Annotated in this window: 15 protein-coding genes and 1 tRNA gene; 6 read left to right on the forward strand and 10 right to left on the reverse strand. The window is 58.7% G+C overall.

Features of this window, described 5'->3' with window-relative positions; genetic code table 11:
- Positions 1-90: 90 nt before the first annotated feature.
- Both PD284_RS10335 and PD284_RS10340 read left to right on the forward strand, forming a co-directional pair.
- Positions 91-462, forward strand: coding sequence for a hypothetical protein (locus PD284_RS10335; protein WP_274628115.1), 372 nt, complete (start codon positions 91-93; stop codon positions 460-462).
- Positions 463-683: 221 nt separating this feature from the next.
- Positions 684-1,013, forward strand: coding sequence for a helix-turn-helix domain-containing protein (locus PD284_RS10340; protein WP_274628116.1), 330 nt, complete (start codon positions 684-686; stop codon positions 1,011-1,013).
- A gap of 365 nt (positions 1,014-1,378) precedes the next feature.
- Here PD284_RS10340 and PD284_RS10345 read toward each other — a convergent pair whose 3' ends face one another.
- Complete coding sequence (locus tag PD284_RS10345; RefSeq protein WP_274628117.1) at positions 1,379-2,089, reverse strand: SIMPL domain-containing protein; 711 nt, start codon at positions 2,087-2,089, stop codon at positions 1,379-1,381.
- A gap of 131 nt (positions 2,090-2,220) precedes the next feature.
- Between PD284_RS10345 and PD284_RS10350 the strand changes: the two genes are divergently transcribed.
- Positions 2,221-2,296, forward strand: a tRNA-Ile gene (locus PD284_RS10350).
- Between the two features lie 93 nt (positions 2,297-2,389).
- Here the strand turns inward: PD284_RS10350 and PD284_RS10355 are convergent.
- The 3 genes from PD284_RS10355 to PD284_RS10365 are packed head-to-tail and all read right to left on the reverse strand — an operon-like array spanning position 2,390 to position 4,369.
- Positions 2,390-3,427 (reverse strand): tyrosine-type recombinase/integrase, encoded by a 1,038-nt coding sequence (locus PD284_RS10355; RefSeq protein ID WP_274628118.1) that lies wholly within the window; start codon positions 3,425-3,427, stop codon positions 2,390-2,392.
- The gene (locus PD284_RS10360) at positions 3,420-3,626 is read right to left on the reverse strand and encodes a hypothetical protein (protein WP_274628119.1); all 207 of its coding nucleotides are present in this window, start codon (positions 3,624-3,626) and stop codon (positions 3,420-3,422) included. Before PD284_RS10360 ends, PD284_RS10355 begins: the two co-directional genes overlap by 8 nt.
- Positions 3,626-4,369, reverse strand: coding sequence for a hypothetical protein (locus PD284_RS10365; protein ID WP_274628120.1), 744 nt, complete (start codon positions 4,367-4,369; stop codon positions 3,626-3,628). The genes PD284_RS10360 and PD284_RS10365 overlap by 1 nt, the downstream gene beginning before the upstream one ends.
- 73 nt (positions 4,370-4,442) lie before the next feature.
- On the opposite strand from PD284_RS10365, the gene PD284_RS10370 reads away from it, so the two are divergent.
- Together PD284_RS10370 and PD284_RS10375 are read left to right on the forward strand one after the other, a co-directional pair.
- Entirely contained in the window at positions 4,443-4,820 is a 378-nt protein-coding gene (locus PD284_RS10370) for an Arc family DNA-binding protein (RefSeq protein WP_274628121.1), read from the forward strand.
- Positions 4,821-5,038: 218 nt separating this feature from the next.
- Positions 5,039-5,692: a hypothetical protein gene (locus PD284_RS10375; RefSeq protein ID WP_274628122.1), complete on the forward strand. Its 654-nt coding sequence runs from the start codon at positions 5,039-5,041 to the stop codon at positions 5,690-5,692.
- A 55-nt stretch (positions 5,693-5,747) separates the two neighbouring features.
- Here PD284_RS10375 and PD284_RS10380 read toward each other — a convergent pair whose 3' ends face one another.
- The 4 genes from PD284_RS10380 to PD284_RS10395 form a co-directional block, all read right to left on the reverse strand.
- Positions 5,748-6,698, reverse strand: a complete 951-nt coding sequence (locus tag PD284_RS10380) for a hypothetical protein (protein ID WP_274628123.1) — start codon at positions 6,696-6,698, stop codon at positions 5,748-5,750.
- Between the two features lie 16 nt (positions 6,699-6,714).
- Positions 6,715-7,611, reverse strand: a complete 897-nt coding sequence (locus tag PD284_RS10385) for a hypothetical protein (protein WP_274628124.1) — start codon at positions 7,609-7,611, stop codon at positions 6,715-6,717.
- A 232-nt stretch (positions 7,612-7,843) separates the two neighbouring features.
- Positions 7,844-8,377: a hypothetical protein gene (locus tag PD284_RS10390; RefSeq protein ID WP_274628125.1), complete on the reverse strand. Its 534-nt coding sequence runs from the start codon at positions 8,375-8,377 to the stop codon at positions 7,844-7,846.
- Position 8,378: 1 nt separating this feature from the next.
- Positions 8,379-9,194: a hypothetical protein gene (locus PD284_RS10395; protein WP_274628126.1), complete on the reverse strand. Its 816-nt coding sequence runs from the start codon at positions 9,192-9,194 to the stop codon at positions 8,379-8,381.
- A 297-nt stretch (positions 9,195-9,491) separates the two neighbouring features.
- Between PD284_RS10395 and PD284_RS10400 the strand changes: the two genes are divergently transcribed.
- On the forward strand, positions 9,492-10,643 hold the full coding sequence (locus PD284_RS10400; protein ID WP_274628127.1) for an MrcB family domain-containing protein: 1,152 nt from the start codon (positions 9,492-9,494) through the stop codon (positions 10,641-10,643).
- Here the strand turns inward: PD284_RS10400 and PD284_RS10405 are convergent.
- A complete protein-coding gene (locus tag PD284_RS10405; protein WP_274628128.1) occupies positions 10,638-11,594 on the reverse strand; it encodes a site-specific integrase in 957 nt (318 codons plus the stop codon). The genes PD284_RS10400 and PD284_RS10405 overlap by 6 nt on opposite strands.
- Entirely contained in the window at positions 11,584-12,654 is a 1,071-nt protein-coding gene (locus PD284_RS10410; RefSeq protein WP_274628129.1) for a hypothetical protein, read from the reverse strand. Before PD284_RS10410 ends, PD284_RS10405 begins: the two co-directional genes overlap by 11 nt.
- Between the last annotated feature and the right edge of the window lie 79 nt (positions 12,655-12,733).

The raw sequence follows: 12,733 nt of genomic DNA on the forward strand, positions 1-12,733 counted from the left end.
GCGGTTGGCCACGCGTTCAGGCGGAACGTCCTAGTTTCCCCTCATCGCTTCGGCGACGACAGGACCAACCGCCCCCGGAAGGAAGAAACGATGTTCAGAACCTTCAAGACCCTCGCGCTCTCGGCCATGATCGGCCTCGGCGGCCTGGCCGCCATGCCCGCCGCCGCGCAGGCCGACGGCGTCTACCTCAACTTCGGCGGACAGCAGGACGCCCGCTTCGGCGTCTATGTCGGCGATCGCGACGGCCGCCATAACCGGTGGGACAGGCATGACCGCCGGGACCGCCACTGGCGCGCCTGCACGCCGGAGCGCGCTCTCGACAAGGCCGAACGCATCGGCCTTCGCCGCGTGGCGGTTCGCGACGTGACCCGCAACACCATTCGCGTCAGCGGCCGCGACCGCGGCGAACGCGTGGTGGTGACCTTCGGTCGCGGGAGAAACTGCCCGATCATTCGCTACTGAGCGAAAACGGATGACTGAACGAAAGCCGGGGCCGCCGCCCCGGCTTTCTGCATTTTCGGCGTCAGCTGCGCATGGCGCTCTGCTCTGAAAAAGGAAATTTTCTATCATAAGTTGTCTGGTTGTACTAAGGTGCGTGGTGGATGTTTAACTGTTGAATCTCCTAATCTTTTGTGCGATTTCTCACCGTCAATCATCGAAGGGTGTTAACAACGCTATACAAAATGTTCAGCAACATACAAAATTTACATGATCCAGACGTCAAGAAACTCCGAAAGTCAGGCGGACTGTGGTTGAAGAATTTGCGAGAAGAGGCAAATCTTACTCAACGTCAGTTCGCTGAATTGGTTGGATGCGAATACTATACATTCGTATCTCAGATCGAGAATGGAAGGGGCCGTGTTCCACCTGAGCGTTACCGTGAGTGGGCAAAGCATCTCGGTGTCGCGCCCAAAGAATTCGTGAAGGGAATCATGCGTTATTATGATCCGATCACGTATGCCATTCTCTTTGGCGAGCCGGTCTCGCCGCCAATAGCGGCGGTGAATTACTGACGAAGGATGTCGTCGGTCGAGCATCTCGACCGGCGCAGTGAGTGAACCCATCCTGGGTTTGACGCACCAGAAGACGCCGACAGGGGGGCGTCGGCACCGGTGCGATGCGCATGCCGCCGGGGAAACCGGCCGGCGATCGTCGGGCGCGCGCCGATTCCATCGAAATCGTAATCACGCGCTGCCGCAAAGTGCCGGCAGGCGCATCGTGAGCGGCCTGCCGAAGCGCGAGACGGCGCAGGCGAGGGCAGGCGGAACGGGCGCAAACGCAGAGTGCCTCAGGCATCACATCGCGACGCCGGAAGGAAGGATCGGCGGGGATCCAGTGTTCCCCGCCTTTCTGGCAGGCCCAGCTGCGGCCGAGGCCTCTATTTCAGTTCGAAGGTGACGTTGACCTGAACCTTGTAGGCATTCTCGCCGGCCTGGATGGGGACGGCGCGGGCAAGGGCTGCGTCGAACGATTTCGCTTCGATCGGCATGGGCATCGGCGCATAAGACATCTCCGACATCTCGATGACCTTGCCGACGCCGACGCCGGCGGCTTCGGCGAGCGTCTTGGCCTTGGCCATGGCGTCGCCCACGGCGCGCTTGCGGGCTTCGGTGATGGTGGCGGACGGATTGTCGTTGGTGAAGGTGATGTTGCCGCCCTGGTTGACGCCGAGCGTCACCGCCTGGTCGATCAGTTCGCCGGTCTTGGCGATGTCGCGCACCCTGATGGAGAGGGTGTTGGTCACCTGGTAGGCGACGAGCTTGGCTTCCTGGGTGCCGTCCGGCTTGGGCGTGTAGTCGTAGCGCGGGTTGATCTGGAGGTTCGAGGTCTGCAGATCGCGATCGGCGACGCCGGCGTTCTTCATCGCGGCGATGACGGCTGCGGTGGCGCCGTTGTTGGCGTCGAGCGCCTCGCGCGCCGTCTTGGCCTCGCGCATGACGCTGAGCGAAAGCAGGGCCATGTCGGGCGCGACCGTCATCTCGCCTTCGCCGACTACCATGATGCGCGGCGGCGTCGGTTCGGCGGCGAGCGCGGCGGCGGGCAGCGCGATGGAGGCGGCGAGGGCCGCGGCTAGCAGGCGATTCGGCATGATGGTCTCCGTTGGATCTGTTCCGTGTGCTGCGCTACGCGGCGAATATGGGGCGATTGCGGCAGGGACCATATGACCGGGTGGAAAGTCTTGTGTCGCCGAAGAAAAATCACTAAGCCAGCACCCGGGTGGGGCCTGTAGCTCAATGGTTAGAGCCGGCGGCTCATAACCGCTTGGTTGGGGGTTCGAGTCCCTCCGGGCCCACCATCCCCATGCTTGCCTCCAATGAAATCAAGCGTTTGTAGGCGATTTGTGCTAACCGGGTCATGCGGTTAGCAGATTTATGTTCTCGCGCCGTTCTCACGATGCACCGTAAGCCTTGCTGATGGCGCTGTCCGCCAGCTTCTTCTTGTTGGCATCGCGCACATAGGTCTCCACTTCCGCAAGGTTCCGGTGGCCGGTGATGGACATGATTTCCGACGCGCTACAACCGGCTTCTGCGAGGCGACGGCAGGCGGCTTTCCGCAGCCCGTGGGGTGATCTATGCGCGGCCAGTCCGGCTTCACGGGCAGCTTCGATGATCCAATTGGTGAAAGCCTTCTCGGACCGCGCCGCGCCGTAGGCGGTGACGATGAACACAAGATGCTCGTGATTGATCATGTCCAGCACTGCGCGGAACTCCGGGTGGATCGGGATTGAGAGTTCGGTCCCGGTCTTGCGGGCCTTGATCTCAATTCGGTCGCCCTGAATGTGCTGTCGCCCGATGCGTACAGCATCGGAGCGACGAAGGCCGGTGAACAACAGGATTTCAACGGCGGTGCGCTGGGGCGTCCCTTCCTTCCAATGGGCGCGAAACTTGGTGATGTCAGCTTCCGTCCACGGCTCGTAGCCGGTGGTTTTGTGCTCGACACGCTCCGCATTCAGCATCGGGTTATCGTCACGATAGTCCCATTTGACCGCCAGTCTGAATAGTGTCGTGAGCCGCTTTTTCAGCTTGTGCGCCTGTGCGGTGGACTTCTTGGCCACGTCGCCAAGAATGGCGTCAATGTGCTTCGTCTTGATCTCTCTTACGGGACCGTCGCCATGCTCCTTGCGGAAGGCTTCAAGCTGGTTCTTGTAGGTTGATCGTGTCGTCTCGGCTTTCGACGTGAACGCAGACGAGTTGTAGTATTCCGCGATCAGAGCATTCATCGTCCCCGCAACGGTCTTCGACGCGCCGACGCTCGGCTTTTCCGGGTTGCCAGCAAGGGCTTTGTGATAGTCTGTCCAGAACGCTTCGCTGTAGATCGGACCCGGCAAGGCGATCTTTGGTATGCCGGGTCGATTGAAATAGACACGCTCCTTCCCATGCCGGTCCTGATAGGAATGGATGTATTTGGGGCGCTTGTGCCTAACCATGGTGAAGCACCTTGTCCCAATAGGTGCCGGAAACCGTTTCCGCATTCGGCTTTGTGATCTCCGCGTGCTTCGCGGTCATGATACGGAACGTGCCGTCCGGGTGATACTTCACTGAGACGGGTTCCAGCCCCATCTTCTGCATCAAATCCCACATGGCGCGGACATCGGTGCGGCTGTGCGCGATCTTCTTCCGAGGCATCACGCGGCTCCCTTCACGGTGTTGTTCAACATGATAGTGAACTCGCGTCCGGCCTCGCGCACCAGCGCCATAAACCCGGTGAAGTCGCCAATGTCCTCTTGAAGAATGCTCATCGCCTTCGCCGCTGCGGTCCTACGGATTTCGGCCTTGTCAATGCTGGCAGGGTCTTCGTCGCCGTCCCCGATTGGGGCTTTAGGCTGTGAAATCAATTTCTCGACTTCTGAAACAGGGAGAGGATTGCCGTCTTTGGCTGCTTCCAGCACCGCGCTTCTGGCATCGTCCAAGCCCTTGCCGCTGGCGAGGGGATAGAGCATTTGCGAAGGGATGTAGGTCAGAAGATGATAGTCGTCTCCGAACTCGCGGGCGACGGCCATGTAGTTGAGGGCGGTCTTGTAGGAGAAAGGACACGCAGCCTCGATCCAGTCGCCGAACAACCTACCCTTGCTCTTGATGGCTTCCTTAAACGCTATCAGCGTCCGCCCGGTGTCGAGCACCTTGCTTTCGATAGTGCGGTTGTTCTCCGCGATGCGCTTCGCTGCCTCCTGCGCCATCTGCCGCAGTTTCGGTTCCAGAATGCTGTTGTAGTCGAAGCCTATGATGACCTCGCCTTCCGAGACCTCCGTGTCGGGTTTGACGAGTTTAGTTTTCAGACTGGCCTTGGCCTTGGCAGGAAGACCCTTCTTGAGATGGGAGGCCTTCGGGGGCTTCCCGGCGTGCCCTGTCGTTCCCACTGCGATACCCATTTCACTGTTACTCCTTACCTGTTGACCGGCACGCGACATTGCGATACCAATATACCTACTATACACCTACTAGGTGGATAGAGCAAACCTTACTGATACCTATGAGGTAGATGGCGTGAGTGATGGTAAACGCAAGCAGGCCGGGCATCAGATGCAAATCCGCTTTCCCGAGGGGTCGGACCTGCGTGAGCGGCTGATGGAAAGGGCGAAGGCGAACAACCGTTCGCTGACTGCGGAGATCATGTGGCGGCTTGAGATCAGCCTAGACGCCAACGCAAACGTTCTTCCGGTCACGGACATTCATGACATGATCTTGACCGATCACAACGAGAAGCTGGAAGCGGCGTGGCAAAGGCTCGACTGGCTGGACGATCACTTCAAGGTGGACAGTCGCCCCGAGTGGATGAAGGCGAAGCCTAAGCGCAGAGAGAAGGCCCGATCCAATTCGTAAGTGACTTACGATTTTGTCTGGCTTCTCCACCCGCGACATTTCTTCCCGGCCCCTACAGCTACATGTTCCGGCGCTAGGGCGGCATCGAGCAAGGCCAAGAAAATCTGCTGACGTACTGATCAAAAAGGAACAGTTTTCTCTTTTGACTTACCAGTTCTTTTAGCGACTGCTGGTAGCATCGAGGATGTCTTCGACCAACATCTCGGTGTTGAACGCTCATGGGCCGCGTCAAGCAGAGATACAATCGCCGCGCTGCTGAGAAGCGTTTCGAGCACGTCTACCAACCAGTCGCAGGAGACAGGTGCATCTATTGTGGAATGCCGAACGACGGGAAGCTCGATCACCAGCCGCCCGTTTACATCCTGCACAGGTTCGCCGATGGCGGACTGGTGACGAAGAAGGCCATTCGCGAACGGTTCGGGGAGTGCAGGCTCGTGCCCTGCTGCACAATCTGTAACATGGGGCTGGGTGCCTTTCACGGTCGCGACGACAATGAACGGAGACGAGAGATTGCCAACTGGTTCCTCGTGGATGAGCGATACCCAGAAGATGCACTTGTCGTCGAAGTGGGACGCCAGTTGATCGAAAGTCGGCTCGATGGAAGCCGTGGAACCGAGGTTTACGATTTCCCCGGCGTCGGTCGGGTGATCTACATTCATGCCCTTTTCGGCTTCATGGAAGGCGAGTTCAACGCTCCCGACGAGTTTCCCGACTGGTTGCGGGTAACGCAATCCGAACTGGCGGAATGGCTCCGAGCAGAGCCTAAACGAAAGTCCAAGTACTTCTTGGATATGGCAAAACTCGTCAGCTACGATCTTCTACCTCATGCCCGTGACGATCCTCGCGGACAGCTCAAGACTTTACATGCATAGGCAGTTCGGGAAATCGACAGACGGACGCAACATTTGCTGCGTCGCAAGTAGTGACCTATTTGTCTCCCGGTCGTTCCAGCTTCATGAGCGGAGCCGTGGGGATGATACATTCATCACCGCCGTCCCCACCTTCCCGCGTGATCAGTTCGTCGGATTGGTCCAACTCACGCTCTCCCACGGGAACAGGCTTGCCCGTCCAACCGCACTCGTCACAAACCGGACGTTCCCAAGCGACTTCGGGCAGGTCTTCAAGCCAACCTTTTTCCGGTGACAGGTGAGGCGAACCACACTTCGGGCATTGATCCGGTACTTCACGAATGTGCCGAAGGACGAGCGACGTAGCGATGCCAAGGGCATGTTCTGTCGTGGTGATTGCCACTTCTGCATCGTGCCAGGTAGCGGACTGAGCATGTGTCAGCCAATTCGCGAAAGTCCAGATGTCGCCCATCATGGACTTCAAAAGATGACGCCGCTCCTTTTGACTGGGCCCTGAAAGGGCGACATTGCAGATGAGTTCGTTCCAAGCACGAAAGTCGGCGCGTTTCGGCGTGGCGTCCGTGCTCCATCCGGTGACGTCTTGTGCAGCGGCCACGAAGGCAAGTAGCGCCTCGCGACTGCGCATGCCGATAGCCTGATAGTCCGCTACGCTTTGCGCCTGCCCAAGGGCGTCGGATGCATTCTGGAGCTTGACGAAAACTTCCCCGAAAGGCCGCACCCGCACATCCGAAAGTTTTTGCTTCTGAGTGCGTGGAATGCGCAGGCACAAGCCCATGTGGAAGGTGACGGCTAAATCCATATTCGGGAACTGGTCTTGGGAGTATAGGTTCGTTGGATTTGTGATGACCCACCACCGTCCATCGCTGGCATGGACATCCCAAACGTCATGCTTGTGACCGATCACAGCTTCCGAATAGACCTTCTGTAGGAAATTGACTTTCGCGCCCGGCGATTGTGAGAGATAGTAGGCTGTAACGCCCTCCTTTTCTTCGTCCGTGGCTGTCAACATCTTCAATTTCCGTCGGTCATTGCGGTTTTAGAGCCTCTATCTGATTGCGAAAGCTGCTGGAAAGGAACCCAAACGCTTCTTCGTTGATGCGCTTGAACTCCGCGTCCACGATGTCCTTGCCTTCAACGATTTGAGACATTCTCGGCTTTTCAAGTCGAGGGAGTGTTACCCCAAGAAGCGTTTCACAGTCGCCGGACGTATTGTTCCGTGCTATCTCGAAAAACTCTTCTGTTGTGAAATTGAGACTTAGCTGATTGATGCGGCAACCAGTAGCCTCATAGGGAACCGCGTCGATCTGATTGTTTTCCCAGCGGGTGATCCGATAGGTTTCATCAGCGATCTGGCCAATATGGTACGACTGCGTCCAAGAGTTCTCATCGGGCAATGTCAACGCGATCTGGCGATAGCTGCACCTGCTGGCGGCACGTTCGCATTCGATCACCACATGGTTGACGGGATATGCGATCCTCTCATCAAGTATTTTGACAGTCCCCTCCACCGATGCCCAAACATTGTTGATCACCCCTCCAAAGTCGAAGGGGAAGAAGCTGACATAGGTTAGATTTACACGGGAGGCACGATAGCCAAGGGTGTGGATTTGGCTGACTGTCAGTTCACCAGTAGGTTCTTCTCCGAGGTCGGACTGAAAGGCCTTCTTTGAGGCTTCGTAGTCTGCCAAGCCACTATACATCAACGTGTTCAGGTTTGCCTGCATCACGACATCGCCCCCTTGCGACACCGCTAGATTTGCAGCGCCAGTATACATCATCGGCACGGAACTCGAGCGTTCCTTTTCCGGCAGAGCTAGGAGTTCACGCGGGAGATAGTTCTTGTAGCGTGCCACGGCGTCATCGGCGGCGTATGAATATCCGCACCAAACCAGTGCAATAAAGAATGCAGCGATCCTGACCATCTTGCCCGCCCTCCACAACGGGCAAGGTTTCTCATATCGTCGCTTTGGTCAACTGAATGGGTTGCCCCCACACGGGTGTCGCTTGCTGTAGGTGTTGTCCCGTCACTTCGCGGGACCACGGTGGGTGGGCTGTAGCCGCCGACGGTTGCCGGGGACAAAATCGGCTGGCCCTAGTGGCTACCCGCCACGGCTTTGACGGGGCATCGCTTGAAGGAACAGAAATCCGCCATGCTCAGGCCCCTCGCTTTCGAGCAATCGCTTTCGCGTCCTTTACTGCCTGTGGTTTGGTGCTCTCCAGAGCAGCTTCGTAGCGCTCCATTTGGATCTTCATCAATGATCCCGGAAGAGCGAATGACGCCAAGAACACAAAGGTTGCGAGGCCGAGAAAGCAGGTTTGAAGCCACCACAGTGTTTCCATGTGAGCCTTCGGCACAAGGAACATGGCAAGCGCAATGCCCAATGTGACGAGATATAAAAAGAACAGCGCCTTCTGCCGGAACAACTGCCGCTGGATGGTCGCCTTCATCAACTGCAACTCCTGCCAGTCTTTTGCCCGGCTCAGCGTCGGTTCGGCGATAAACGTGATGACCGCGATGAGGAACCCTGCGAGTATTGAAAAGATGGTGACAACGGTATTCACCGCCTCAGGACTGTTAGCGATTGAGGGCTGAAACCAATACCCGACGAACGCAGACACTATCACCGCCAGAACGATTTTCGTCGCTCTGATCCAGTCGATGCTCGGGCGTTCGCGACGAAGTTGCACTTCAAGCCTCCAACTGGCCGTTTGCGGCCAGTTCCTCCATATAGTGGCGCATCTTCGTCCACGTTTCGTCCGCGCTCACGGAATTCGCCACCGCGTCGATGCTAACCCGTTTCCGGACTGCTACCTCGTCCGGCCTGATGGTTTGGCCATCCCGGAGCTTGATCAGAAAGTCGCTCGCATCTTCATCTTCCGCAACTTCTTGACCTAGATGATCAAGACCCGCCTTCGCAGCGAGAAGATCGCCCTTCTTGATGTTGATGGAGACCGTGACCCTCCCTGCCTCCGCTTCACGAATATGGGCAAGCTGGTCGTCCTGCGCGATGAGAGCGCCTAAAGTAGAGGCGGCGGCTCGTTTCGCACGGTTCCACATGGTGTCGGGACCAGCGCCATCTACGAGTTCGACAGCCGTGGCCTCCGCGATGTCTACGCTTAGTTCAACGGTCTTCACGCCGACGTTCTCGATCATAGCCAAGGCGTTTAGATCACCCACGCGAGCCAGTTCGAACTGGGTCGTATGGTTTGGCAGGCCCGCTGCGCCGAGAAGACCACGCAGATAGTTGGCGAGGGCGGCAGCGTTTCTGCCAGCATTCATCGCAATGACGTGGTTGCCGTGGAAGAACGCCATAAAGTCTGCATTGAGGAAATTTTCCTCAGCATCGGGATGACGCTCTCCGATTTCCGCGTCCGGCACAGGGACCATCGAAAGCACCCCTATCGACTGATTTGCGGTGTATTTCGCGCACTGTATGGCAAAGCCACCGCCTTCGTAGTTTCTAGCTCGAACCCCGCAAACGGACGAGCCATCGGTCTTGATCACTGTTCGGTCGTTCTGAGTGGGAAGCTGACCCCACGCCTGCCGCAGCAACGCCTCTAGACTGTGGCCCGGTGCTAACCATCGCACCCGACGATACTCTAGCGTTCTTCCAACTTTGGGCATTCCCTTCCCCCCTGCTTCGCGCTGAGTTTGGTGCTGGATTGTCTGAACTGCAACACTTGCTTGCAAAGCGTCTGTGGGCGAAACAAAGATGGCCGTAGAAATCGGTAGTGGCGCGACGGGAAGCGCGGCACGGACCAGATTTCTAGGCTACTAAATGTAAAGTGTTTCGGAGGTTAGGTGCTGCGCCTGATCAGGCTGGCGCGAGCTGAGGGGGACGCCGTGCACGAGGCACTTGAACGTATCTGCCAACTTCAGCCGGAATACTCGGCAGCAAACACACCAGCGATGCAGGAGCGCGGTCGCTTGGTGCGAAGTGATCTCAGAGCAGAGGTCGAAAAGCTCGGTCCACGTCTAGCTGCGGCGTTGGGCGCATTCGGTGACGATCTCCTCGTAGATGCTTCGGATGGCATCGGGCGGAAGACAGAGCTTCCTTGGGTAAGGTTCTGCTCACGCAGCATGTCGCCAAACCCGACCGAAGGCTTCTACTGCGTGACGCACTTCTCGACCGACGGGTCGGCAGTGCACGTCACGGTCGGTTGCGGCTCTTCCCGCTTCCACAAAGGAAGCTCAGTCCCGCTCCCAGATCATGAACTGGACGCACAGACTGCTTGGGCGCGACAGGTTGTGGTCGAGGAGTTCGGAACCTTGGTGCCGTTCGATGATCCAGCGGACTTTGGGGCGCGACGCCCGCTGCCGATTTCATTCCAGCGAGCGACAGCCATTTCTCATCGCGTCGCCTACAGTGACATCCGCACCACGGACTTTGGCAGGCTGTTCGAGAAAGCTGCACAACGTCTTCGGCCCATTTACGCGGCCCAAGCCACAGGACGCAATCTCACCGATGCCGATCAGCGCGAGCTTGAAATCGAAGCCGCGCTCAATCCGCTAAATCGGCCCTCCAGACGACAGGGCTATGGGCTGTCTGCACCGGCTCGAAGGGCGGTCGAGAAGCGAGCGATGGATGTCGCTTCGCAGTTTTTGCGCGACAACGGATATGCGGTGCGGGACACATCAGCCACAAGTCCTTTCGACATCGAGGCAACGTTGAAGGGGACGCAAATAAAGGTTGAGGTCAAAGGCACGACGAGCGACCGGGCCGATGGCATTCTGATGACCGCGAACGAAGTCGCACTTCATCGGAGTGAGAAGGGAAACACTGCTCTCATCATTGTATCGAGCATTCGGCTGTCTGAGCAAAACGGAGCCTATTCCTGCTCTGGCGGCAACGTAGAATGGTTGCTTGGATGGGACATTGATGAGTGGTTTCACGAGGCGACCGCGTTCCGTGTCACCCGTCCGGCGATGACGAAGAACCATGCCGCATCATAGAATAGCCCCTGCGGCGTTGTCAGTGAACATATCGCCGACACGAACGTAACGGGCGAGCATGGCCTCGGATGCGTGACGTGTGGTGCGTCGGATGGATAGCGTGCTGACACCCGCAATCACGGCGCTCGTGGCGAGACCCGCACGGAGGCTGTGCCCGCTGTAGGCGTTGGGGTCGAAGCCCGCTGCCGCTGCCCTTTCCTTCACGATGATCGAAACGGCCTCGCCGGAAAGGCGCTGATCGGCAACATGACCGTGGCGATTGATACCACGGAAGATCGGCCCGGCTTCGATCTTTGCATGATCCAGCCAGTCGGCCAGATGCTTGACGGGGCACCAGCGTGAGCGACCGAAGGGGATACCGATCTTGCAGCCCCGCGCCTCCTGATCGGTCTTCGACCTGGGCAGCGTCACGACAATGCCTTGCCGCACATGCTCTATGTCGGCCACATCGAGGCCAATCGCCTCACTTCGACGGAAGGCTCCTGCGAACCCGAGCAGGAGTAGCGCCTTGTCGCGCATGTCCTTGGTGCTGTTGCCCATGCACTCCAGCATCTGAAACAGGTCTTCCCGCAACACTGGCTTCGCTTCCCTGCTTGCGGTGCCGAGTGTTCTCTTTATCCCCCGCATTGTGGCCCGCACGATTTCGGGTTTCGTCGGGTTCGGTGCTCCGATGGCCTCATGCGCCTTTGACAGCGCCGTGACGCGCCGCACGATGGTTGCAGTTTTGTGGGTGCTGGACAGGTGCGCAAGGTAGGCGGCGATGATCTCGGGAGAGGTCGGGATGGTCCCGCCCCACGCCTCGAATTGTGCAATGTCGTGCTGGTATCCACGCTTCGTCCCATCGGACAGTGACGCGCTGATCAACCGTTGCACATCTACCGGCAGGATGCTCGGCGTCATGTTGCCGGTCGGGACCACGGTAACGGCGGCGCTGTTGTGCTCAACGAACATTTGCACGCTCCATGTCAATCGTCGGGAGGTCGGCTCGGATCATATCGAGAAACCCGGCAGGATCGGAGAGCTTCATGTTGTGGTAGCCGCTGTCCGCGAGCCAGCGCAGCGTCATGGCGCAAGGCCACTCGACACGCTGCCTGACCAGACCACCCTCGATCCTGAAAAGCCCACCGGCCAGAACGGTGAGACGGCGCTCGGCAGGAAAGTATCTGCGCAACCAGCGCCCGGTTCTCGTATTCCGTTTCAGGAACCGAGAGAGTGCCGACTTCCCTTCCCACGAGAACGCATCGTAGCAGTAGGTCGGGATGCCCGAGGGCCCGATCACCACAGGAGGAAACTCGTCGTCTTGGGCAGGAAGAACGCCGGACGGCAAGGCAAGGGTCAGCAGCGGTAGCAAGAGCGGAAGGGCTTCCCTCGTGCGGCGAAAGCCCTGCTCGGCCAGCGCCACTATGTCATGCTCGACACCCGCCTCACGCATCGCCGCGAATGTTGCACCGGCATCTGCGGCTTTCCCCTCGACCCTTCCTGTCCACCGGACGCCACTGGCGTTCAGGGCGGCTCCAGCGAGGCCCAGAAGCGCGCCGCGCTCCCGGATGCGGGAAAGGTGCTCCGAGAGGTCAGCGCCCTCCTGCGAGGCCCGTAGCTCGTCAAGCTCATGATGGTGACTGATGGTCAGGAACATGTCGTCGGTCGCCCTGCACTTCCTCGCCTCACACATTCGCGTAACGACCCGAGCAGCTACCGGCCACTCACCACCGTGCTGCTGTCGGACGGACTTGCCCGAGGCCGCCATGACCAGCCTGACGCAATCAAGATCGCCAAGGCCGACATCCTCGAACACGATCCCGGCCAATCGCCTCCACAGCTTTGCCGGGTCGGACTTCAAGAGGGTTGCGGCGGCGCGTAGCCCGAAAATGATGTCGCCGCGCCGCACCGACTTTTGCAGGACGCTCGCCGCCACCCACGACGACACCGGCAGAGGCTCGACGGTCGGAACCTCATAGTCGGAGACCAGAGGTTGGAGGGCGGGGTCGGTGGTGATCAGATCGAAGTGCATGGCGTAGCTCCCGAGGACTGGGAGGGCCGAACATCGACCCCGCTTGAAAGCGTGGGGAGCAACGCGAGTGCATGCGAAC

Origin of the sequence: Mesorhizobium shangrilense (genome assembly GCF_028826155.1) — a bacterium.
Classification (GTDB): Bacteria; Pseudomonadota; Alphaproteobacteria; order Rhizobiales; family Rhizobiaceae; genus Arvimicrobium; species Arvimicrobium flavum.